The organism is Bacillus litorisediminis (assembly GCF_022808645.1).
Taxonomy (GTDB): domain Bacteria; phylum Bacillota; class Bacilli; order Bacillales; family JC228; genus Bacillus_BF; species Bacillus_BF litorisediminis.
The window spans coordinates 57,947-82,585 of the sequence record NZ_JAKZKT010000003.1; the positions used below are offsets into that span (position 1 = coordinate 57,947).

Here is a 24,639-nt window from a genome sequence, read left to right on the forward strand (position 1 = left end):
TTGTTTCTTGGAAATTTATCTGAAATTCATATTAAAACCCGCCATAAAAAAGGCGGGTCTTATTACAATTACGCTTCCTGTTTCACTTTTTCGTCTTCAATTTTTTGAAGGCGTTCATTGATTTGTTCTTGAGTCATTTGATGTTCCACAACATAGCGGTTTCTTGGATGAACACGGCATTCATGAGAACAAGAACGCATATATTTATGCTCACTTTCTTCAGACATCAGAAGCTGTTTGTTGCACTCTGGGTTTGCACAATTAACATAGCGTTCACATGGTTCGCCAGTAAAATAGTCGCGGCCGACCACAACATGTTCTTTGCGGTTAACCGGAACAGATATTCTTTCATCAAATACATACAATGAACCATCCCAAAGCTCACCTTGAACCTCTGGGTCTTGTCCATAAGTTACAATACCGCCGTGAAGCTGTCCTACATCTTCAAAGCCTTCTTTTTTGAGCCAGCCTGAGAATTTTTCACAACGGATTCCACCGGTGCAGTAAGTTAGAATTTTCTTGCCCTCAAGCAGGTGCTTGTTTTCACGAACCCATTTTGGAAGGTCACGGAATGTTTCAACATCAGGTCTGATTGCCCCTCTGAAGTGACCTAAATCATATTCATACGTATTACGTGCATCGAGCACAACCACGTTTTCTTCTTGCATTCTTTTATAAAATTCTTTAGGGCTTAAATACTCCCCAGTTAATTCGTTTGGATCAATATCATCTTCCAGACGAAGAGTAACAAGCTCCGGTCTTGGACGCACATGCATTTTTTTGAAGGCATGTCCATCAGCTTCATCAATTTTGAAGACCATGTCTGCAAAACGAGGATCTTGTTTCATCGTCTCCATGTATTTATTGGTTTGCTCAATTGTACCGGAAACAGTACCATTGATTCCTTCGTTAGCTACTAAAATTCTGCCCTTCAAACCAATTTCCTTACAGAATTTCAAATGGCTTTTCGCAAATTCCTCTGGATTGTCAATTTGAACATACTTGTAGTAAAGCAATACTCTGTATTGTTTTCCTTCTGTCATTTTTCATCAACCACCTATTACTTTATATTTGCAAGATATAAATGTACGGGGCATTGATACACTTTTCTTACAACCAAACATTTTATAAAAGTTACCGAAGAAAAGCAAGTGTCTGTCATTTCCATTTTAATGGATATCACGTTTTTTGAACCTTCCGCCTTTCACATCATGGATGTCTCCCACTGCTAAAAAAGCATTGGGATCAATATCCTCGACGATACTTTTTAGTTTTGCCTCTTCTAGCCGGGTAATTACACAAAAAATCACTTTTTTAAAATCTCCAGAATAAGCGCCTTCCCCATCTAAATAGGTGACTCCCCTTCCAAGCCGATCATTTAAAGCATCTGCTATTTCCTTATGGTGATTACTAATAATCCAAACAGACTTCGATGTTTCAAATCCCTGAATCGTTATATCAATCATTTTATATGCTATAAAATAAGCCATTAATGAGTACATTGCCCGATCCCAGCCAAAAACGAAACCAGCGCTTCCCAGAATAAATATGTTGAAAAACATAACGACTTCACCGACTGAAAAAGGGATCTTTTTATTAAAAAGAATTGCTAATATTTCTGTTCCGTCTAATGATCCGCCGTTGCGAATGACCATTCCCACGCCAACACCGAGAATCATTCCTCCAAAAACAGCGGCAAGCAATAAATCTTCTGTTAAAACTGGAACTGGGTGAAGAATGGTTGTTGAAATAGAAAGGGCAGTAATGCCTCCGAGGGTAGTGAGAGCAAATGTTTTCCCAATTTGTTTATACCCCAAGAAGAAGAAAGGAAGGTTTAAGACAAATAGCAGGATTCCAAGTTTAATCCCGGTCAGGTGGGAAATGATGATGGAAACTCCAACGATTCCGCCATCAATGATTTGATTGGGCACAAGAAAAATTTCAAGACCTACAGCTACTAATATGGCACCCAAAATAACAAAAATAACTCTATTTACTATTTTGATTTTCGTACTTTTTTTATGCTGGTGCATCGTTACATACTCTGGTTCCATCCAACACTCTCCCATCTTTCATAAAATATAAAACATATAAGAAAATGTTCGGAAAAATCGGGGGAAAATACCTATTATTTTTTATTTTAACATGACCACAACGCGGCGAAGAAAAAATTGAAACTTTTTAGAATTTACCTTAACCCATGAAAGTTTAACTAAAATAAGAGGCAAGCCTCTGTTTCAAAAGACTTACCTCCCTTTTATTCCATCCGTCAGCGTTTTTAATACATTTTATAAAATATAGAGTAATTTATATAATTCCAATAATATAAACCTTATTCTTTTGGCAAACCTAAATAATCCCGAAGTGCTAATTGCAATGTCCCTTTGGCGGTTGCCTTTTTCTCCAAACTAATCCCCGATTTAACAACATTCTTTACAATTTCCGGACGAATGCCAGTGAGAACGGTTTTACAACCCATTAATGAAACTCCATCTATGATTCTGATCAGATGCTGCATAACTTCTGCTTCCATATATCCTACACCAGAAAGGTCCATAATCAAGGTTTGAATATGCAGTTCACTGATTTCTTCCAGCACTTTTTCTTCAATCGTTCTGATCCTATATTCGTCCATTTTGCCAATCAGAGGCAAAATACTAATCGAAGGAGTAATTGGAATAATAGGAACGGATAGATTTTCAACTAATTCCCTTTGTGCCAGTAGCACTTCATCTTTATATTTAGAATAACTGATAAAAAAGTGATTTAAAAACTGATCCATTAATTCGTTAATTTGCTGCTCTAGTGCGAAAAATTCTTCTAAACTATGTTCCGGTTGAATTTGAGCCATATAATTATATAAAAAGTCCCATAATGTTCTTCTAATAGCCTGAACCCATTCCAATTTAAAAGCAATCGTTAATGAATATTTGGCCCAGGCAATTCCTTCTTGTTTAGCAAAGGTAATGAGTTCATGCTCTCTTTCTTCAATGACGAGGATCACTAATTTTTGGGCATTATTAATGAGATCGATATTACCCACGGCTAAAATTTCATCAATTTTTTCTCTGACATTAATAGCCTGATCCAGCAGTCGATCTTCAAATTTAGTTCTATTTTTTGTAAAAAAGTCCTTCATCGAAAAATCTTTTTCGAATTCAAGCTCCAACTTTCTAACACCCCTTTTGTTAGTCATGGCCCTCTGTGGTATCGTTAAGGTAAAGGTAGTCCCTTCATTTTCCTTGCTTTCAACGGAAATTTCACCGCCATGCTGATATACCACTGTGAATACTTGTGTTAATCCCATCCCGGTTCCTTGATGTTTTGTCGAAAAAAATGGGGTACCTAATATTGCTATTTTATCTTCTGGAATCCCCACACCCGTATCTCGAATCGATACAATGATGTTATTTTTTGAAGCATAGTGGCTAACCCAAATCTTGCCTTTTCCCTCAATTGATTCAAAAGCATTTTTTATCAGATTAAAAAAAGCTTTTTTAAATTGATTTTTCTTGCCATAAATTACGATTTCGGAATCTTGAATATCCGTTATTAATTCGACATCGTACAGTCGGTCCTGGAATAAATTTAAGACAGATTCTAATTCAGCCGCTAAATGAATCGGCTGTTCTTCTTCATTTTCCAGATCAGGTTTGGAAACCTGCAAAAGGTTATTTAAAGTGGTTAACGCGTTATCTAATTCCGATTGGGCAATCTCAATATATTCGGCTCTGTCTTCATTTTGCAGCAGCTGTAAAAATCCTTTAACGGCAGTCAATGGATTTCGCACTTCATGAGCAATCCCAGCTGCAATCTGTCCGACTGAAGCTAATTGGCTCAAATGATTTTGTTTGTTGCGTTCTTCCTGATTTTCATCATTAGGTGTCATGTAACTTTCTCCTTCAGTCATTTTGTTTAGCATAACAATCTTGATCTCTGTTTAAGCTGAAGAAATTCAATGCATGTAATATTAATGTATATTACTGAAAATGATAAGAAATGTTGATGACAAGCCAAGTAACGAAAAGGTATAGAGGATTTTAAAAAAATTAAAAAGAATACTACTATTTTACTAGAATTTGGTGAAAAGGTAAATTTATTTCCTATTTATGTGTAATTATCCCATTATGTACAAACTTAAACCAATTTGTTAGCAATTTTCATAAATCATTCCGATTGATATGGACAATTAGCCGCTATTATTTTAATTTGGAAACAGAAATCACTAAAAAGTCCGCTCAATAATGAACGGACTTTTCTGCTATTCCTCATAAAGTTCAATTGGCAATCCATCTGGATCTGTGAGAAACGTATAGGCCTTTTGGGTAAAAGGATCTATCCGGATTGGCTCAGTTTGAACTCCTTTTTTATGAAGGTCATTTACAGCTTTTTCGATTGAGCCCACTGAAAAAGCAATATGTCTTAAACGGCCGCTTCAGGATAACTTTTTCGCTCAGGAGGATCAGGAAATGAAAACAGCTCAATTTGATAGTGTTCATGAATGGCTAAGTCTAGTTTATACGATTGCCTTTCCTCCCGATAATGCTCACCGATTGCTTCCAGTCCCAATACTTCCGTATAAAACCTCTTTGATTTTTCGTAATCAGAGCAAATAATCGCCACATGATGAATGCTTTTTAGTAACATTTGCATATACTCCCTACTGTGCTTTGGCAAATAAATCATTAAAAAATATTATCCTTTCACCGAGCCTGCCAATAGTCCCCTGACAAAATATTTTCCAAGAAATATATAAACAAGCAAGGTTGGAAATGCCGCGATAAGAGCCCCAGCCATTTGAACATTCCACTGAACAATTTGACTGCCAGATAAATTTTGCAAAGCTACCATGATAGGCTGCTTATCTGATTGGGTAATGGTTACAGCAAATAAAAATTCATTCCAAATATTCGTAAATTGCCAAATTCCAACCACTACGAAGCCTGAGATGGAGAGCGGCAAAATAATGTAACGGAATATCCGCAGAAAACCTGCACCATCGATTTTAGCCGACTCAATCATTTCATGGGGGATATTGGCATAAAAATTTCGGAACATTAATGTGGTAACTGGAATCCCATACACAACATGAACAAAAATAAGCCCGGCAATTGAATTATACAGCCCGATTTCCCTTAAAAATTGGATCAGCGGTATTAAAATACTCTGATAAGGCAGGAACATCCCAAATAAAATAAAAGTAAATAGCAGCTCAGAGCCTTTAAATTTCCATTTGGAGAGCACATACCCGTTCATCGCACCTAATATAGCCGAAAGAATGGTTGCTGGTACGACTAAATAAATGGAATTCAAAAAATTAGGCGCAAGCTTGCTAAAAGCTTCGATGTAACTGCTGATTTCAAAAGAAGTTGGCAGCGCCCACATTTGTTCTAAAGATATCTCATCAAGCGGCTTTAAGCTAGTTATGAACATTACATAAACAGGCAAGAGGAAAAAGAAACTGAAACCAATTAATACGATGTAAAGAAGGGGGCGGCTTATTTTTCCTAAAACCATTACGAATCCCCCTTTCTATTCTTCCATAAATAAGGAATAATAAAAATGGCTACCATCAGCAGCATAATAATGGCAATTGTAGCCCCATTTGCGTAATAATTACCCCGGAATGTCGCTTCAAACATATACACACCTGGAACATCCGTTACAAAGTTGGCACCCGGTCCGGTCATGGCATAGATTAAATCAAATATTTTTAATGAAATATGAGCCATCATAATAATTACACTCACCGTAATGGGCCGTAATAAGGGTATAATGACCTTCCAATACACTTGAAATTCAGAACATCCATCGATTCTCGCTGCTTCACGGATTTCATCTGGAATCCCCCTCAATCCCGCTAAATACATGGCAAGTGAAAATCCCGTCATTTGCCAGACCGCAGCAATTACTACAGCTATAATAGCTACCGGTAAACCAAATTCAATGTTTCCCCATTGAAAACCTGCCAAAATCGTTGTATCCGTATACCATTTTGGCTCGATTCCAAAGGTTTTTAAAAAAATATTCATACCTGTTGAGGGGTTTAATAACCATTGCCAAATGACACCTGTTACAACAAATGATAATGCCATTGGAAAAAAGAAAATATTACGGAAAATAGATTCTCCGCGTATCATTTTTTGATCAAGCAATACACCTAAACCAAGACCTAATAAAATGACCAGACCAATAAAAAGAATCGTAAACGCTAAAGTATTGCGCAAATCGGCCTGGAATCTGAAGTCACTAAACAAAAATAAGTAATTTTTTAACCCTGCAAATGAAAAATCAGGGACAATGGTATTCCAATTGCTCACTGACACATAACCGGTCCAGGTGACAAACCCATAAACAAAAATGGCTACAAGTATGATAGATGGCATGATAAACGTAATCGCAAGCCACTGGTCCTTTGAAACCCTTTTTTTGTTTGTTTTTATAGACTTCATCGTTTGGGTTACGGTTACTTCTGCGGGTTTCATGATGCCGCCCTCCTTAACCTATTACTTAAACACGCTCTTATTTATAACAAAAGGGGGAGTAATCCCCCCTTTCTGTTTCCTATAAATCTGCAGAAGCAGTTACAAGCGAATCAATAAATTGATCAACATCCTGCTGAGTCACAAATATATTGACCGCTTGATTGACTCTTGTTAGAAACCCTTCAGGTGCCGCGGAGCCGTGTGCAAGACTTGGAGCAAGGGCAGAATTTTTAAAGTCTTCCATTGTATCCTTTCCGTATGGATCATATTTAGAAAGGTCAGCATCTACTCTTGCTGGAATCGACCCTTTTAGCGGATTAAATGCATCCTGACCTTCTGCTGATCCAAGCACACTTAGGAATTTTTTCACATCCTCCGCATTTTCAACGCCTTTTGGCAAACCAAATGTATCTGTGATGACCATGAATAGTCCATCCGAATCTGGTGTCGCACTATATCCAAAATCCTCATTAACGGATAAATTCAAATTATTGACAAAATAACCTTTAGCCCAGTCACCCATAATATTCATGGCTGCTTCGCCACTTCCAACTAATTGAGAAGCATCCTGCCAGTTGCGTGAACTATGATCTTCATTAATATAAGCAAGCATTTTCTTAAAAATCTCTGCAGATTCTACAACTTTTGCATCATCAAATGGGATTTCGCCCGTCCATAATTTTCCGTAATCTTCTGCACCTAATTGTGCCAATAAAATATTTTCAAAAATTTGTGTGGCTGTCCAAGGCTCTTTATCGCCTAGAGCTAATGGTGTAATTCCCTTTGCCTGTAAGGCATCGGCCACTTCGAAAAATTCATCAAATGTAGTCGGAGGCTCTAAACCATTCTCTTCAAATATTTTTTTGTTGTACCATAATACATTACCGCGGTGAATATTCACTGGGACAGAATAAATATTTCCGTCCTGGCTCACCATATCAATTAAATCTTGCGGGAATTTGTCATTCCATCCCTCTTGTTCATATAAGTCATTTAATGGTTCCATTTTGCCGGCTGCTACCCAGCTTGTATTTAATTCAGCACCGCCATGAACCTGAAAAGTTGAAGGCGGGTCATTTCCCTGCATACGGCTTGCTAAAACGGCTTTTGCATTAGTTCCTGCTCCGCCAGCTACTGCAGCATTCTCAACTGCAATATCCGGGTATTTTTCATTAAATACATCCAATAATGCTAATAAGCCATCTTCTTCCCCAGCACCTGTCCACCAGCTGAAGATTTCGAGCTTTTCATTCCCATTCTCATCCCCGCCGGATGTTGCGGTTTCCTGATTGTTGCAGGCTGCCAGAAAAATTGACATGATAAGCACAGCTGACAAAATCAAAGACCATCGTTTCATCCATCTTCCCCCTTGTTTATTTGTTAGCGCTTACAACCCAAGTTTAAATGTTTTCATCCATTAAAATAGAAATAAAATTCTGTACTATTTTAAGAACTTCTTTACTTTTTTAATATTTGGTTTTGAAACTCCCTTGGAGAAAGATGATAATATTTTTTAAAAACACGGCTAAAGTAATTCGGGTCTCTATATCCTACCTGAAAACAAATCTCTTTAAAGGATAATTGATGTTCCAAAAGCAGCTCTTTTGCCTTTGTTAACCTAATCTCTGTTAAATAATCAATAAATGTCTTATTTGTCTTTTCTTTAAATAGTTTTGTAAAGTAAGGTGCGCTTAAATCTACATGTTCTGCGACCTCTTCTAGCGTAATTGGCTTATGATAGTTTTGCTGTATATAGGTTTTGGCGCGTTCAATATATCCCTTAGAATGAAAATAGTGGTGAACCTGCAAACAGCAATATTGCAAAAATTTTTCCCACTCGTCTAATTCAAGCCAATTCCGAATATGGAAGTCGTTAACATGAATACCTTTTTTATGTAAGGCTTGTTTGATTTCAAAATGAAATTCCTGAATGATTTCGATATTCTTTTCATCCCGTAACATATCTTTTACCTGCTGAAACGCTTGGATCGATTCTGTTTTTAATATACAATCTACTATTTTATCTTTGAGTTCAGCCATCGAATGTGAAGCATTAGTTGGAAAACTGTATCCGCCTTTCTTAAATTTCTTGATTTGCTGAATAGCAAGTAATGCATCCTGATAAGATCTGGGAAGGTCTTCAAGTTTATCATATGGATGACCCAAGCCAATCCACGTTTTGTTGCCAGAAGCAATAAAAAGCCTCCTTCCCAATTTGATGATCTCTTCTTTTCTGATTCGTTCCTGCAGTATAAAAAACAGAATCATCTGGTTCTTTTGGACATGATAGATAAATGGCGAATCTGTCCAATTATTCAATCTGTCCAGTAAAAATGAATATCCTGATCGTCCTCCCATTCATAAATAATAAAGTAACCGCACTTCATATCAGGAAATAACTCGTTTTTTAAACACCAGGTTTCCTCATTTATATTAAATCCAATGATTTTTTTTAAGAAATATTGCCTAGAAATTTCTAGGCTCTGCCTTTGCTTTTGAATTTGTTCCCTTTCTCTTAAAATTTCCTGATAGACTCTTATAATGGTTTGAATCGTTTCCTCTTCCTCTGCCGGCTTTAAAATATATTCCTTAACGCCCTCATTCATAGCCTTTTTTAAATATTCAAAAGAATCATAGGCAGAGACCATAATAAATTTAATATTCTTATGTTTGATTTGAATCTTTTCGATAGCCTCAAGTCCGTTGATGCCCGGCATTTTCACATCCATTAAAATTAGATCAGGGTGCAGCTTGTCTGCCAGCTCGATTGCTTGTCTTCCGTTCGCTGCTTCACCAATTACCAGTCCTTCGCCGAAATGGTCTTCTATTAATTTTTTCATTGCTTTTCTTTCTATCATTTCATCATCTGCCAGGATCATTTTTATATCCATTCATTTACACCCCTTCTGCTGATCCTTTTGTAATAGGCAAAAACAGGCATATCGTTGTTCCCGCGTTACGGTTTGACCGAATATGAACAATATTTTGCTGATTATAATATAATTGCAATCTTCTAATTACATTTTCTAGTCCTAATCCTGTCGTATGGCCTGTATGATTTGCGGAATATGGATCATTCTTTAATTTCATAAACTTTCCTATCGTTTTTTCATCCATTCCTGCCCCATTATCGAAAATTTCTACTTTGGCATAGTTGCCTGCCTTCTCAATCGTTAACCGAATCTCTCCTCCTGCTTCTAATCCTTCTACTCCATGAATAAAAGCATTTTCAATCAGTGGCTGTAAAATCAGGCGAGGCACTTCTATATAAAGACAAGAATCATCTATTTCTGTTTTGAAGCTGATTCGATCTGCAAACCTTGTCCGCTGAATATGAAAATAATCTTTTACAACATTTACTTCTTCCTTGAGGGTTACAGACTTATTGATATCCCCCAGACTATACCGAAGCAGAGACGAAACGGATGCAATTAATTTAGAGGTCTGAGCTGCGTTCTCAAAATAGGCGGTTCGGGAAATTGTATTTAACGTATTAAATAAAAAATGAGGATTGATTTGATTCTGCAAATGCTTAAGTTCCAACTCCTTTAACAGTTGGTCTAATTCTGATTTTTTCTTGATTTCATCAATTAATTCCCGAATATTGTTGCGCATATGGTTAAAAGTATCACCAAGAATTTTTAACTCATCATTTGAATTGATTTCGATATTTTTTCCGTCCAATTTACCAGCTGACACTTCCTCAGCGGTTTTAGTTAATACTTGGATCGGACGGTTTATTCCTTTTGAAAATATAAGTGCCATGATAATAGCTAATAGGACAGATGTTGAGAAAAGATAAACAATAAATTTTCTAAATGAATCATTTCTTTCATTGAGCTGCTGATAAAAATTCTGGTATTCCGTCAGTTCCAGATCAATCAGTTCTAGAGTTGTTTCTTTAATATATTGAGTTGTGTTTTGGACTTCTTCGAAATAGTATGTATACAAATCAATGTCATCACGCAATGCAAATCCAATCGTTAATTCACTTTGTTCGATTAGGGTATCAATCATATTTTCAAATTTATTTAGCTGAAATCGGTCAATATTTGTCATTTTTATTGACAGGTTATTCTTTTCTGCTTCAAGAATTCTCCTAATAATCTGAAACTCCTCTACATACCTGACATCTCTTTCTACTACAAACGTGTTTACCTTCTCATATAATTGATTGGTTCTTTGTGAAATGGAGTTTAAAATGATAAAGCGCTGCAGGCTTGAGTTATATTCATTCATAAGCTGATTGCTGCTTGCATAAATAGCAATAGCCACAAGATTAAATAAGATAACAAAAATAAAAAAGTAAGCCATTAATTTACTGCGGATGGATTTCATCTGGCCATATCCCCTTTTTGATCATTTTGAAGAGAAGATAGGTCTTTTTGGTGCAATATTTCTGTTTTTGTATATTGAAGAGGTTCAGGGTGTCTGCCATCCTTTAATTCTATTAACATTTCAACGGCACGGAATCCCATTTCATATGGATATTGGACTACGATCGCGTCAATTTCTCCCTTACTTAATAATTCTACTGTTTCAGGAAGTGTATCAAATGTGATAATATACGGATTCAAATTCGGACGTATAGTGCGAATCACTTGAGTGATTCCGATGCCATCTAATGCACTTGTACCATAAAAAGCTGTGATATCAGGATGTTCTTTTAACAAATCATAGGTCGCTTGAACAGCTCCCGTTTTTGTAATATTCGATTCTTTAACACCAACAATCTGAATACGGCTTTCAGATTTGATCGCATCCATAAAACCTTGTAAACGCAGATCCTGGTTGGAAGCAGCCGAACGGCCAATAACAACTCCAACCTTCTGCTCACCAACCGTATCCTCAATCAAAGCTTGTCCCGCCATATAGCCAGATTGATAATTATCTGTTCCTACATAGACCTCTCTCCGGCTATTGGGAGCATCCGTATCGATTGTAACGATGGATATTCCTTTTTCTCTTGCTTTATTGATTAATGGTGTAAATTCTTTATCGGATATCCCCTGAATCATAATTCCGTCTACTTTTCCTGCAATGGCCTTATCGAAAATTCGTACATGTTCACTCATATTTGCATGTGATGGTCCTAAATATTCCAGGTACACATTATGTTTTTTTGCAGCATCAATTGCACCGCTTTCAATCAGTCTCCAATAATCATTATTCGTTTCTTCTGAAATCAGGACAAAATGATATTGGAAATCCTGCGGTTCAATAGGATTAGATTTAACATGAAAGGTATTTACACCGTAATAAGTCATTAATAAAAAACTGGTAATAAGAATAACAAGAACGACCAGATTGATTATCTTTTTATACATAAATCCCAGCTTCTCCTCCCGAATTGGACGAACTGTTGCTACTATGATCGTAAAAGATAGTTATAAAGAAAACTCGCCGGCTGACTAGCCTTAAGGCGAAGTCAGAGTCATAGTTGCACTTATAACGCTCGAAACGCCGCAGTGGCCTCGCCAGGCTAGGCCATCCTGGCGATTGGACATGATTCCTAAATTTTGACTGCGTCGTATTGGCTTCATCGCAAAAATTTTATACATAAAGTATAAAAAAAAACCACAGAAATCTTTGAAAAGATCTGTGGTCTCATGTTTTTATAATGGGATAAACTCCTTTGTTAAGCGTACTGCTTTGATCCCTCTTCCTGCTTCTGAAAGAATGTCCGCATCGCATGAAATACATCAACTCTTTGTTTTAAAATATAATGGCGGAACTTTTCGTGGCGAATGTTTTTATATGCACTCATAAGAGTCGAGTGCCGATTATATTGATTAACCTCGCCATAACCAAACATATTTGATTTTTCCATCAGCTCTTCTACAAGCTTGACACAGCGGGCGTTGTCTGAGGTTAAATTATCCCCATCGGAAAAATGGAATGGGTAAATATTGAAACGTGAAGGAGAGTATTGGTCCTCAATCAATTCTAATGCCTTTTTATAGGCTGACGAACAAATCGTTCCTCCGCTTTCCCCTTTGGAAAAGAAATCCTCTTCGCTCACAACTTTTGCTTCAGTATGGTGGGCAATGAATTCAATTTCTACCGTTTCATATTTCGTTCTAAGAAATCGTGTCATCCAAAAGAAGAAGCTTCTCGCCATATATTTTTCCCAGATTCCCATGGAACCGCTCGTATCCATCATCGCAAGCACCACAGCCTTTGAATCTGGCTTCTTCACTTCATTCCAGGTTTTAAACTTCAAATCCTCTGGATAAATTGGATAAAAACTTGGTTCTCCTGCCATCGCATTACGCTTAAAGGCAGCCATCATCGTTCGTTTTTTATCAATATTGCCCATTAGTCCTGTTTTGCGGATATCATTGAACTCAATATTTTCTACTACATGCTGATCATTTTCTTTTCTCTTCAAATTTGGAAGCTCCAGCTGGCTAAATAATGCTTCTTCCAGTTCCATCAGAGAAACCTCTGCTTCATAGTAATCTTCACCCGGCTGATCTCCTGCCCCCTGGCCTTTACCAGGTCCCTTTTGATTGGATGGCTCTCTTGCAATTACGTCGCCAACCTGACTATCCCCATCTCCCTGACCGACGTGCTTGTTTTTATCATAGTTATATCTAATTTTATACTCATCTAAGGAACGGATCGGAATCTTTACTACATCGCGGCCGTTGGACATGATGATACTTTCTTCTGTTATAAGATCCGGCAAATTGTTCCTAATGGCTTCCTGCACCTTTTCTTGATGACGTTGCTGATCATCGTGCCCTTTCCGATGGAGGGACCAATCTTCTTGTGACAAAACAAATTGACCATTGTCTGAATGTGACATTTTTTCCCCTCCTATATAATTTTCCTTTGACACAAGATCCAACTTACTTGCATACGATATCATGACGGTCTAGAATGGACCACTCTACCCTTTTTATCATGGGGAGTCCGATATCAAGAGTGGATTACTCTATCCTATGCAGGAATGCAAAAATAATTTCCAAACGATTTTGACATTTAGACCAAAGTCTAGCCTGATTTTTATGGTATAACATCCATCTTATTACAAACGCTCATCATCCCAAAAATTCACCGAAATATGATGATTTGGATCATAAGCAGCAAGGGTGTATCCTTTATCCTGAAGGAATTCAATGATATCCGGAAGAACTTTGGCGGTGCCCTGTCTGACATGCAGAAGAATAACGATTGGTTCTTCTGTTTTTTCCTTTTTTTCAACCTGTTGCTTCACGTTTTTTACTATTTGATTCGGGTCTTTGGCTTCATATTTCCAATCCTGAGGATCGACATTCCAATCCCACAATTTCATTCCTTCATCCACTAATGCATCCAAATACTTTTCATTCAGGTAAGGTTTACTCCCAAATGGCGCTCGTGTTAGGAACGAGTAGTGACCTGTAATTTCATAAAGGGTTTCTTGGGACACTAGCATTTCTTTTATAAAAGGTCCAGGTGAAGAGCCGTAGAGTTTGTCTTTATCATGAGAAACACTATGAAGCGCTGGGTAATGTCCTGCCTCTGCCATATTTTTGACTAACTCTGGATATTTCCGCATTTGCGTTTCAATCATAAAAAAAGTGGCTTTTGCATCATATTTATGCAGAGTTTCCAGAATTTGCTTCATAGCGGGAGCTGGTCCGTCATCAAAGGTTATATAGATTTTCGGTTTGAAATAGGAAGCAATCTGCTCATAGTATTGTTCTAATACAAAATTATTGTGTTTAAAAAACTCAGCATGGGCATCTTAGAGTCTTTGGTTAACCTTACAATATGATGTTTACTGGAGAAAACCGAATTGACCTGGTAGCCAAAGTGTTCTCCCACAAACCGGACTGGAGCATACCATCTATCTTCTTTTTTAAAAAAGGTTAGTAATTGGGCTTGTCCATTTTCTGATTCTACTGTTTGTTTATTTGGTGAAAATAGCAGCGATTTTTCTTGTTTTTCAAGGAGAATGTCGCCGTTTGTTTTACTAGTCACTATGATCCCCAGGCTTTTGGCGAACTCTGCAATTGGGGCATAAGCAGTACTGTTTGAAATATAGGGAAATCCTTTAGTAAAGTTGATTATGTCCTCTTCTATAACAAGGGCCACCGGAATTTCTTGAGCTGAAGCAGCTTCTGCTGCTTTGACCTTCGCCACATTTATGCTAATTAAAACCAAAATTATAAAAAAAACAGCAGCTCTTGTTTGCTTTTTCACCTAAATTTCCCCCTCTTTATTTAAAAACCATTCTATTTTACTTGCATTCTATTAATAGAATGAGGGGAATATGATAGGAATTTTTATAAGACTTTTCTTTCCGGACTGTGGAGTTCTGTAATGAGTATGGTATATCCAAAGGAGAACGGACATTAGGTGCTGAAAGTACACCCTGGCTTACGGACATCAGGTGCTGGAGCTTGAGCTGCACCTGAGACTATCGGACATCAGTTCCGCTATTTGTGAAAAAACGGGTTGCAAAGTATATAAAAAAGCAAATATAAAAACCTCTTACTCTGCACAAGTAAGAGGTTTCCTTTTAATTTATCGGTTTAATAGACTGCCGACATAACGCAATAGCTCATTCGCTGAGGTGGAGTTATAGCCATGCTCGTCAATGAGACGGGCCACAACTTCATTAATTTTCTTTAATTGCTGCTCATCCGGTGTTTTTGAAGAGGTGGTGATTTTTACAACATCTTTGAGATCGGCAAAGAGCTTTTTCTGGATCGCTTCGCGGAGACGGTCATGAGAGTTATAATCAAACCGTTTGCCTTTTCTCGCATAGGCTGAAATCCGGATTAAAATTTCTTCGCGGAAGGCTTTCTTCGCATTTTCAGAGATACCGATTTGTTCTTCGATTGAACGCATCAGTTTTTCATCCGGATTAATTTCCTCACCTGTTAAAGGATCACGCAGTTTTACCTTATTACAATAAGCTTCCACATTGTCCAGATAGTTATCCATAAGGGTTTTGGCTGACTCTTCATAGGAATATACGAATGCTTTTTGCACTTCTTTCTTCGCAATTTCATCGAATTCTTTCCGTGCTAAAGAGATATAATTCAGATATTTTTCTTTTAATTCTTGGGTGATCGATGGGTGCTGATCTAACCCTTCCTTTAACGCCCGCAGCACATCAAGTGCGTTAATCGATGGAACTTCCTTGCGAATAATGGTTGAAGATATCCGGTTGATCACATAACGCGGATCGATTCCGCTCATGCCCTCATCTGGATATTCCTTTTTCAATTCTTCCACATCAGCCAAATTATAGCCTTCTACACTCTCGCCATCGTAGAGCCGCATCTTTTTAATTAAGTCAACATCGCCTTTTTTCGGCTCCTTTAATCTCGTTAAAATCGTAAACATCGCTGCCACCCTTAATGTATGAGGGGCAATATGCACATCTGCTACATCACTTTCACGGATCATTTTTTCATAGATTTTTTCTTCTTCCGATACCTTTAAATTATACGGAATCGGCATAACAATAATCCTTGAGTGTAATGCTTCGTTCTTCTTATTTGAAATAAAAGAACGATATTCGGTTTCATTTGTGTGGGCTACAATCATTTCATCAGCACTGATTAAAGCGAACCGGCCAGCTTTAAAATTTCCTTCTTGTGTAAGAGAGAGCAAATGCCATAGAAATTTTTCATCACACTTCAGCATCTCTTGGAATTCCATCAATCCGCGATTGGCTTTGTTTAGCTCTCCATCAAAACGATAGGCACGCGGGTCAGACTCAGATCCGTATTGGGCAATTGTTGAAAAATCAATGCTCCCTGTTAAATCAGCAATGTCTTGAGACTTTGGGTCAGAAGGAGAAAACGTTCCAATCCCAACCCGTCTGTCTTCAGATAAAAAGATCCGTTCAACCATTACATCTTCAATACGGCCGCCGTATTCCTGCTGGAGCCTCATCATATTAAGCGGTGAAAGGTTCCCTTCTATCCGAATCCCATATTCCTGATAAAAATCTTCGCGTAAGTGCTGTGGAATTAAATGAAGCGGATCCTCGTGCATCGGGCACCCCTTAATCGCGTAAATCGCCCCCCGATCCGTACGGGAATAAGCCTCCAGCCCTCTTTTAAGCATCGTCACTAACGTTGATTTCCCGCCGCTCACAGGTCCCATCAACAGAAGTATTCTCTTTCTGACGTCCAGTCTTTTCGCTGCAGGATGAAAATATTCCTCAACTAACCGTTCAAGCGCTTCTTCTAGTCCAAATATTTGATTCCTAAAAAACGAGTACCGTCTCTTTCCGTCTACTTCCTCCACTCCAGCATCCTTTATCATATTGTAAATTCGTGAATGAGCGCTTTGCGCAACCCATGGCTTTTCCTTTACAATTTCTAAATACTCGGCAAATGTGCCTTCCCACTTTTGACTTTCTTCTTCTTCTCGATATTTTTCGATCTTTTTTAAAATATCCATTTGGAACCTCCCCTGAATGCTGAAATCGAGACGATTACTATACTTTATGCGCTTTTCCACCTTATGATGAATACAAATCCTTGCGTTATCCCTTGACTTTTTAATCCATAATGAGATTATATATGCACCGAAAGCGGACAATATGTTCATAAAATCGTCTTATTTGAGAAAAGCTAAGATAACCATTTACATCAAGCCGTTCACAAAAAATGAGCGATACGGTATAATAAGGAAAGAGTGAAGACAGCGGATACATAGAGGAGGATGAATCATGAGCACGATTTTAATTTTAGGCGTTTGTGTGGCCTTTTTAGCTGCAATCTTTACAGCCGGATATAATGACAAACCAGGAACTAATAAAAAATAATGATGAAACGGGCAGAGGAATCCCCTGCCCGTTTTTTACTTTCTATTCCCGATTAGGATACGAATATTGATAGGTTATTTCTTTGCCATTCAGATGGATAGATATGATTTCTTGTCCGTTTCCATAATTAAAGGTAATAAAGCCTTCTTCGGATTCCTTCTCCCAGCCGCTTAAAGTACTGATTTTGTCTAAGTAATCTTCAAATGCAGCCTGGGTCGCTTCCTCCCAATAATAAATCTCTGTTTGATTGGACGAAATTGAAATAGGTTCCAGGCCAACCGGGTAAATCATTTTCCCGTATCCATGAGTGACATACAGCGGTTCATTATGACGATACGGTTCGATTCCGTTAAATTGCAATGTTCCGACCGCCTGAAAAATCTCCGCATACTCAAGTTTCGGATAATCAAATGTAAAATGTATAATTGCATCTTCTGTTGGAGTTATAAAGAAATGATAGCGAATTCCAACATCCTCACGTTTTACATGCTCGATATACATCTTCGTTGGATAAGGGAAATTTTCAAGTATTTCCTCTACATACATGGCATAACCGCTTACTATTTCATTCATTTGTTCTTGAGTGATCTCTCTTACCGTCCCGAGCGGTGCTGATTGCCCTTCACGATAAAGGGTTAAACCATTCTCGGATTCCTCTGCATATACTTCTTTCAGTTCCCAATTGAACTCTGAAAAATTCCTTTCACCTTGCGTAAACGGTTGAGTGCTGTTTTGCAGAAACATCATCAGAAAAGCACCGCATAGAAGGATAAATACACTAGCAGCCAACAAAGGCTTAACATGAAGCATTCGTTTACCCTTAATTTTTTCAGGATGTTCTTGAAGTGTATTCCAAATGCGGGATCTCAATTTCTCGTTTTGATCTGCTGTCGGCTTTATTTGCTGAAGAAGCTTCCACTGACTGTCACGAAAGTCGTTCAATTTGTTCACCTCCTGGGCGTATGTCCATTTTTCGCAGCGATCGAAGGGCCCTTGATAATGTTTTTCGGACTTTAACCTCGGACCAATTTAAAATGTCTGCCGCTTCTTTTGTTGTACACTCTTCTATTTTTAGCAGTGTAACCACAAGTCTGTAATGAGGCTTTAATCTTTGAATCCGATTTAACAGATTGATGACAAGATCCCTATTTTCAACATACTTTTCTAAGTCAAAGGAAGATGGAATATCCCGGACCAATGCACTTGTCAAAAATAATCTTCTTCGCTGCCTTTTCCGAATCTCATCTAAAACCAAATGTTTGGCAATGCTAAACAGCCATGTTTTTACATTTGATTGATGATCAAACCGATCATAGGCCGAATAGGCCCGAACAAACGTATCATGAACCAAATCTTCACAGCATTGCTGTTCCCCGATCATAAATAAAATAAATCGGTAAACATCTTGATAGTACAGGTCGTACCATTCCATCACGATTTGTTTTTTAGTTGTACCCAACCCCTCACCACCATTTCTTATCCTTGCTATCTATTAGTCGTACGAAAAACGAATCTGTGACGTTTTTAAAATAGCACATATAAAAATTATCGCAGATTTTTTAAAATGCCTGCTCCTTTTATTTTTAGCTCCTGCGGATTGATAGCATCGAACATTTAAACTATAATCGAAATATGAAATGCAGAGAGGATGGAGAAAATGAGCATAAATCCAAATGTGGCAGAAATTGCAGCTCTCCTAGGAGAAACTTCGCGCGCCACCATCCTAATGAGTTTAATGGACGGGCGATTTCATACAGCCAGTGAACTTGCTTATATAGCTGCCATAACACCTCAAACAGCCAGCTTTCATCTGGCAAAATTGGCAGAAGGCAGGCTTGTTAACGTTGAAAAGCATGGACGCCATCGCTACTATCAAATCGCAAATGGTGAAGTAGCACGGATTTTAGAATCTTTGCTAGCAATTTCACCACCGCCTGAAGTGCGTTCACTCAAACAATCTGACCAAGTGCAATTACTTCGCAAAGCCCGAACCTGCTATGACCATTTAGCTGGAAAATTAGGGGTAGAATTAACAAAATCGATGATGAATGCCGGCTATTTGGAAAAAGAAGAACGAATATTTGTTGTAACGCATAAGGGTGAACAGTTTTTTATGAATTTTGGTATGGATTTAAGCAAGCTAAAAAAAGAACGCCGCTCATTTTCTCACGCATGCTTAGACTGGAGTGAAAGGCATCATCATCTTGCTGGCGCATTAGGACACGGGTTAACAACGCGCTTTTTTGATTTGGGATGGATTGAAAGAATTCCATCTACCCGTGCTGTAAAAGTTACTGAAAAAGGAAAAGCAGGTTTAAAACAAAATTTCAATATAAACTTCTAATTTTTGGGAAGAAAAGCCCCTAAGCGGAAGGTTTCCCTGTTCGCGATTAGCGGGCTTTTTAAAGCTTAATCGCTTTTCAAAGTATTTTTAGCTAAGCTATGATTCCGCTGGAAATTACTGTTTACAAGATAAATCCCAATAATAATCAACAGGCCGCCAGCTATAATGGAGGGGTAAAGCGGATCATTCAGCAATACCCATCCCGATAGGACACCGAAGAAAGGTGCTAAAAATAAATAGGCACTCGTTTTTCCCGGATCACTTTTTTGTAAAAGATAATACCAAACTGCAAACTGAATAATGGATGACATCATACTTAACCATAATAAGATGAACAGGGAGTTATGATTGAATATAAAAAATGGTTTCTCAAGAAGAAAACTGCTAAGCAGGAGTAAAAATCCGCCAAAAAGCATTTGATAAGCCGATAGAACCCAAGTATCGAAATTGGATCCCCATATTTTAACTAACAGCGTGGAGCTTGCCCAAAAAACTGCAGATAAAAGTCCATAAACGATGCCAATCTTCATTTCAATTTGAGCTCCTAATGTAATCATAACCCCGATCAACCCTAGAAGAACTCCAAACCACTGATATAGTTTATAATGAGTTTGTAAAAAAATCGTACTAAACACAACAACGAGTAATGGATTTGTAAATGTAAGAATCGAGGATTCACTAGCGGTAATCGTTCTTAGACTCATGAAAATACACCCCATTACACCAGCAGTCTGGAATGCGCCAATCGTGAACAATCTTATCCAGTTTTCTCTAGATGAAGGATGTGGCCGCTTCAAAACCATTACAATCCCTGCCATGATTAGCCCCGCCAGGATAAAGCGCAAAGCTGCCAGTAACAATGGCGAAGCATACAACAAACCGATTTTACCGACCGAAAAAGAAGAACCCATTAAAAACGTGGTTAAAAGGATCAAGATTGTAAAAGGAATGGTTTTCATTTTTTGCCTCCCCCTATATGTAATGACTAATCTATCTGTAATATATCACCTTAATTTTTCAACCAATATCGAAATATGGATTGCTGCGAAATATAATTCTTTTGTGGGTAAAAATGGAAAAGGCTGTCCCTATTTATAAGGTACAGCCTTTTCCATTTTTAATTTTAACAAATTTATCACTTATTGAATCTCATAAACTAACCATTGAGATATTTGACCGCCCATTTTGTCGTAAAGGGATTGAGCTGCTTTATTATCCCTTGCCGTTTCCCAAGTCATAGATGAAAAGTTATTGGCCCGGATGTAATCTAAACAGGTTTGAAATAACCTTTCCCCCACTTTCTTCCCTCTCGCATCGGGTGCGACAAATAAATCATTTAAAATCGCTTGTCGTTTTACTTTTAGAGTGCTGAAAGTAAAATACAAAGTGGCAAATCCAATTAACGCTCCATTTACCTCAGCGACAAACTGCAGACCGCTTGCAGGATTTTCAAGTAAATGATGAATGAGTCCTTTTAACTCAGATTCTTTAGGTTAGGGTTGCTTATAAAAATCGACGATATACTGTTTCATAAGTATGTATAGCTGATTTATATCTTGATCAGATGCTTCTCTAATGACAATGTTTTTGTCCATTTTTTCCCCTCACTATCCCAGGTGTTTAAGTAATTATAGCATTATTTAAAATAATGAGACTGCACCCTATAAATCAGGTGCAGTCTCCCATTAATTAAATCATATTTTAGCGAAGATTAAGTCCTTTTTTCTCTATAAATTCTTTCATGTACATTCTTGATTTCTTTTCAAGCATTGTGCCCATTTGACTGGTCCAAGTGTCGCTTCTTTTTCCATTCGTTCTTTTTTTATAGTAATCCTGAACGATGCTGTTGTACTCGTCAACACCGGCTTTAAAAGCAGATTCATCCTGCTCATATTCGTTTTCATAATAGACATGGGATAGCGGCAGTCTTGGTTTTTGACTGGTTTCTTTTGCCGGGTAGCCAACAGCAATCCCAAACAGCGGGATGACGTGCTTCGGAGTTTTTAAAAGAGATACCACTTTCTCTAAATCATTGCGGATTCCGCCGATATAGCAGATTCCCAGCCCCATAGACTCTGCGGCTATGGCAGCATTTTGGGCAGCTAATGCCGTATCAATTAAGGCGACCATAAATTTTTCTGTGCTTTCAATGGATGGGAGTACATCACTGCCTTCCCACTCTCCGATTTTCTGGTGTCTATGTAAATCAGCGCAAAATACAAAGAAATGTCCGTTCTCGGCGACATATGCCTGATTCCCAGCCACTTCAGCGAGTGCTTGTTTTTTGTCAGGATCGGTTACCCCAATGATGGAATAGGCCTGGATATAGCTAGAGGTTGAAGCAGCCTGAGCACTTTTTACAATCAGTTCTATTTGTCCTCTAGATAGTGGCTGATCCGTAAATTTACGCACAGACCGATGACGTAAGATCGTTTCAATAACCTGATTCATGTTCGCAGTCCTTTCTGTATGTTCTTTTCTCTTATAGTACAGCGCAAAAATTGAATGTTCAAATAATAAGAAATAGCGGAATCGCACCACTAGCGACGTGGGGTAAAACTTTCACTTGAGAGACCAAGGAAATAAAGTAGTCCGTAAGGTATCGATGTTGACTTATCCACCCGTGGTGAAGAAGCCTAAAAGCGAACTCCTTTCAAGCATTGGAGCCTCAGAACTGAGATATCAGACATATTCGTACAGTTCTCTGGGGTCTTCGCCATTTGTGTTCGAATCCGTTGCTGATTCGGACAGTTTTCCCTTATCTTGCTCCATTTGTGTCCGAATAAGAGGCTTATTTGGACAGCTTTCCTGAATCCTACGCCATTTGTGTCCGAATCCGTTGCTTATTCGGACAGCTTTCCTGAATCCTGCGCCATTTGTGTCCGAATCCGAGGCTTATTCGGACAGCTTTCCTGAATCCTACGCCATTTGTGTCCGAATAAGAGGCCTATTCGGACAGCTTTCCTGAATCTTACGCCATTTCTGTCTGAATCCGTTGCTTATTCGGACAGCTTTCCTGAATCTTACGCCATTTGTGTCCGAATCCGTTGCTTATTCGGACAGCTTTCCTGAATCCTGCTCCATTTGTGTCCGAATCCGCGTCTATTCAGACAGCTTTCCTGAATCCTGCTCCATTTGTGTCCGAATCCGCGGTCTATTTGGACAGCTTTCCCAAATCTTACGCCATTTGTGTCCGAATAAGAGGCTTATTTGGACAGCTTTCCTGAATCCTGCGCCATTTGTGTCCGAATCCGTTGCTTATTTGGACAGCTTTCCCAAATCTTACGCCATTTGTGTCCGAATCCGTTGCTTATTCGGACAGCTTTCCCAAATCTTACGCCATTTGTGTCTGAATCCGTTGCTTATTCGGACAGTTTTCCCGAATCTTACGCCATTTGTGTCCGAATCCGAGGGTTACTTGGACACAAAGGATGTAAAGCTTTCGTGTCCGAGTCTCTCGCCACTTTAGTAAAAACCCTTAATACAAAAACAACCTTTTAAACAAAAGAACTCCCTTAAATTTGAACAGACTCTATTCATAGCAGGAAGAGCAGCCCATTCTCATTAAAGAAGTCCTTTATATGCTAAATTATTTAATCCCCGGAAACCGCTGCTGCCTTAAAGCTTCATAGACTAAAATAGCGGCTGTATTGGAAAGATTTAAGGATCGTACATTGTCTGTCATCGGAATTCTTAAGCAAGTGTCCGGATTTTGCGCCAACAGATCTTTTGGAAGTCCCGTTGTTTCTTTTCCAAAAACAAAGAATATATCTTTTTCAGGATTACTATAATCATACTCATCGTAGTAATGCTTTCCAAACTTAGTAATAAAATAAAATTCCCCGTTTGGATACTTAGAAAATAATTCGTCTAAGGAATCATAGTAATAAATTTGAACAAAATCCCAGTAATCAAGGCCAGCCCGTTTGAGCATTCGGTCATCTGTTGAAAATCCTAATGGTCGGATCAGGTGGAGCTGCGTGTCTGTAGCAGCACATGTTCTCGCAATATTTCCTGTATTAGCTGGAATCTCTGGTTGATATAGTACAACGTGTAAGGCCAACTCTTTGTCACCTCTAACTATTTAATAATCATCTACGATTGAATAAAACTTATACTTGATATTGGGAGTATAAGCACTTGAATCCTCATAAGCCCAATAGCGCATACGGCTGTTATACGTATTTGCATTGACGAGCGGCATTCCATATGCATCCTTCGCCACAACAATGGTATTATGATCAAAACGGCCGTCCCCTTGAAAATCATAGCAGATTACATCGCCTAATAAAAGCTGTTGAGGACTGGATACTTCTTTTGCACGCAGCCCTGATTTAGAATTTTGCAAGTAATACCGCAGAGAATTGGCAACGGTCCAACTGTAGCTCCAATTATTATTTCTCATCCACCAGCCGTTCCCCCGATTAGGATATCCTCTCATCGGTGCCCCACCCTCATGTAAACACTGAGAAATAAAATTGGTGCAGTTATCCTGGAATTTTTTATATTTAGGGTTATAGCTATTCCAAAACGTCTCCGCATATCGAACAGCTCTTCTACGGTCATAATGGTACCCTTTTCGCTCTTCCTCTTCTGAGGGGTACATATCTAAAGGTCCGAAGTGAAAGTCTCGGACTGAGGGCTGTTCATTTTCCAGTATATCAGCTTCTGAAAAAAGAGGATAATCATCTACAATCGTGAAACGGAAAATCTCTGCTTGCCGCTCCTCCACTCTTTCCTCTAGATAAATGTTGTCATTTTGATTAATAATATAACGCATTCTTACTTGATACTGGACCTTTTCCACATCATCTTCTGTGAAGTTTTTAATAATCTTTCCTTTTCCGCTTACCTTTACAATTTCCGCTTTTCGATTTTGAACAGAAAGAAGTTTTCTCTCAATTTCTTCAGCAAAAAACCGCTGTGCTTTAACGGATGGTTTAACATATGCATCTAATCTGTTTTGAAGCAAATCCTGTAAGATCTCTTTCATAAAAAAACAACCTCCTCTCTCCATACATATGAAGAAA

21 protein-coding genes and 2 pseudogenes are annotated in these 24,639 nt (G+C 38.3%); 1 reads left to right on the forward strand and 22 read right to left on the reverse strand.

Going from position 1 to position 24,639, the window contains the following annotated elements; genetic code table 11:
- Positions 1–68: 68 nt before the first annotated feature.
- The 17 genes and pseudogenes from trhO to MLE14_RS02275 all read right to left on the reverse strand — a co-directional run bounded on the left by trhO (position 69) and on the right by MLE14_RS02275 (position 18,724).
- Positions 69–1,043: an oxygen-dependent tRNA uridine(34) hydroxylase TrhO gene (gene trhO, locus MLE14_RS02195; protein ID WP_243296639.1), complete on the reverse strand. Its 975-nt coding sequence runs from the start codon at positions 1,041–1,043 to the stop codon at positions 69–71.
- Positions 1,044–1,169: 126 nt separating this feature from the next.
- Positions 1,170–2,054: a YitT family protein gene (locus MLE14_RS02200; protein WP_243296640.1), complete on the reverse strand. Its 885-nt coding sequence runs from the start codon at positions 2,052–2,054 to the stop codon at positions 1,170–1,172.
- A gap of 278 nt (positions 2,055–2,332) precedes the next feature.
- Entirely contained in the window at positions 2,333–3,889 is a 1,557-nt protein-coding gene (locus MLE14_RS02205; protein ID WP_243296641.1) for an ATP-binding protein, read from the reverse strand.
- 372 nt (positions 3,890–4,261) lie between these two features.
- Positions 4,262–4,647 (reverse strand): annotated as a pseudogene (gloA2, locus tag MLE14_RS02210) (SMU1112c/YaeR family gloxylase I-like metalloprotein).
- Between the two features lie 48 nt (positions 4,648–4,695).
- A complete protein-coding gene (locus tag MLE14_RS02215; RefSeq protein WP_243296642.1) occupies positions 4,696–5,517 on the reverse strand; it encodes a carbohydrate ABC transporter permease in 822 nt (273 codons plus the stop codon).
- Positions 5,517–6,452 (reverse strand): carbohydrate ABC transporter permease, encoded by a 936-nt coding sequence (locus MLE14_RS02220; RefSeq protein ID WP_243296740.1) that lies wholly within the window; start codon positions 6,450–6,452, stop codon positions 5,517–5,519. The genes MLE14_RS02215 and MLE14_RS02220 overlap by 1 nt, the downstream gene beginning before the upstream one ends.
- 112 nt (positions 6,453–6,564) lie before the next feature.
- Positions 6,565–7,803, reverse strand: coding sequence for an ABC transporter substrate-binding protein (locus MLE14_RS02225; protein WP_390628069.1), 1,239 nt, complete (start codon positions 7,801–7,803; stop codon positions 6,565–6,567).
- Between the two features lie 140 nt (positions 7,804–7,943).
- On the reverse strand, positions 7,944–8,843 hold the full coding sequence (locus MLE14_RS02230; protein ID WP_279326744.1) for a helix-turn-helix domain-containing protein: 900 nt from the start codon (positions 8,841–8,843) through the stop codon (positions 7,944–7,946).
- Entirely contained in the window at positions 8,801–9,376 is a 576-nt protein-coding gene (locus tag MLE14_RS02235; RefSeq protein WP_243296644.1) for a response regulator, read from the reverse strand. The genes MLE14_RS02230 and MLE14_RS02235 overlap by 43 nt, the downstream gene beginning before the upstream one ends.
- Positions 9,377–9,380: 4 nt before the next feature.
- A complete protein-coding gene (locus MLE14_RS02240) occupies positions 9,381–10,823 on the reverse strand; it encodes a sensor histidine kinase (RefSeq protein WP_243296645.1) in 1,443 nt (480 codons plus the stop codon).
- Positions 10,820–11,812 (reverse strand): sugar-binding protein, encoded by a 993-nt coding sequence (locus MLE14_RS02245; protein WP_243296646.1) that lies wholly within the window; start codon positions 11,810–11,812, stop codon positions 10,820–10,822. The genes MLE14_RS02240 and MLE14_RS02245 overlap by 4 nt, the downstream gene beginning before the upstream one ends.
- A 311-nt stretch (positions 11,813–12,123) precedes the next feature.
- On the reverse strand, positions 12,124–13,296 hold the full coding sequence (gene yhbH / locus MLE14_RS02250; RefSeq protein ID WP_243296647.1) for a sporulation protein YhbH: 1,173 nt from the start codon (positions 13,294–13,296) through the stop codon (positions 12,124–12,126).
- Between the two features lie 222 nt (positions 13,297–13,518).
- Positions 13,519–14,160: a polysaccharide deacetylase family protein gene (locus tag MLE14_RS02255; protein WP_313897725.1), complete on the reverse strand. Its 642-nt coding sequence runs from the start codon at positions 14,158–14,160 to the stop codon at positions 13,519–13,521.
- A 17-nt stretch (positions 14,161–14,177) separates the two neighbouring features.
- Positions 14,178–14,678 carry a stalk domain-containing protein gene (locus MLE14_RS02260; protein WP_243296650.1) on the reverse strand — a complete coding sequence of 167 codons (501 nt, stop codon included), beginning with the start codon at positions 14,676–14,678 and terminating at the stop codon, positions 14,178–14,180.
- Between the two features lie 324 nt (positions 14,679–15,002).
- Complete coding sequence (locus MLE14_RS02265; protein WP_243296655.1) at positions 15,003–16,898, reverse strand: PrkA family serine protein kinase; 1,896 nt, start codon at positions 16,896–16,898, stop codon at positions 15,003–15,005.
- A gap of 409 nt (positions 16,899–17,307) precedes the next feature.
- A complete protein-coding gene (locus MLE14_RS02270) occupies positions 17,308–18,207 on the reverse strand; it encodes a hypothetical protein (RefSeq protein ID WP_243296657.1) in 900 nt (299 codons plus the stop codon).
- Complete coding sequence (locus tag MLE14_RS02275) at positions 18,191–18,724, reverse strand: RNA polymerase sigma factor (protein WP_243296658.1); 534 nt, start codon at positions 18,722–18,724, stop codon at positions 18,191–18,193. The genes MLE14_RS02270 and MLE14_RS02275 overlap by 17 nt, the downstream gene beginning before the upstream one ends.
- A 198-nt stretch (positions 18,725–18,922) precedes the next feature.
- Between MLE14_RS02275 and MLE14_RS02280 the strand changes: the two genes are divergently transcribed.
- A complete protein-coding gene (locus MLE14_RS02280; protein WP_243296659.1) occupies positions 18,923–19,609 on the forward strand; it encodes an ArsR/SmtB family transcription factor in 687 nt (228 codons plus the stop codon).
- A gap of 65 nt (positions 19,610–19,674) precedes the next feature.
- Here the strand turns inward: MLE14_RS02280 and MLE14_RS02285 are convergent, their stop codons facing one another.
- The 5 genes and pseudogenes from MLE14_RS02285 to MLE14_RS02305 all read right to left on the reverse strand — a co-directional run bounded on the left by MLE14_RS02285 (position 19,675) and on the right by MLE14_RS02305 (position 24,602).
- The gene (locus tag MLE14_RS02285; RefSeq protein WP_243296660.1) at positions 19,675–20,568 is read right to left on the reverse strand and encodes a DMT family transporter; all 894 of its coding nucleotides are present in this window, start codon (positions 20,566–20,568) and stop codon (positions 19,675–19,677) included.
- A 180-nt stretch (positions 20,569–20,748) separates the two neighbouring features.
- Positions 20,749–21,204, reverse strand: a pseudogene (locus MLE14_RS02290) (N-acetyltransferase family protein).
- Positions 21,205–21,310: 106 nt separating this feature from the next.
- Positions 21,311–22,060, reverse strand: a complete 750-nt coding sequence (gene nfsA / locus MLE14_RS02295; RefSeq protein ID WP_243296661.1) for an oxygen-insensitive NADPH nitroreductase — start codon at positions 22,058–22,060, stop codon at positions 21,311–21,313.
- Between the two features lie 1,138 nt (positions 22,061–23,198).
- Positions 23,199–23,672 (reverse strand): tRNA (uridine(34)/cytosine(34)/5-carboxymethylaminomethyluridine(34)-2'-O)-methyltransferase TrmL, encoded by a 474-nt coding sequence (gene trmL / locus MLE14_RS02300; protein ID WP_243296662.1) that lies wholly within the window; start codon positions 23,670–23,672, stop codon positions 23,199–23,201.
- 21 nt (positions 23,673–23,693) lie between these two features.
- On the reverse strand, positions 23,694–24,602 hold the full coding sequence (locus MLE14_RS02305; RefSeq protein ID WP_243296663.1) for an amidase domain-containing protein: 909 nt from the start codon (positions 24,600–24,602) through the stop codon (positions 23,694–23,696).
- Positions 24,603–24,639 lie beyond the last annotated feature (37 nt).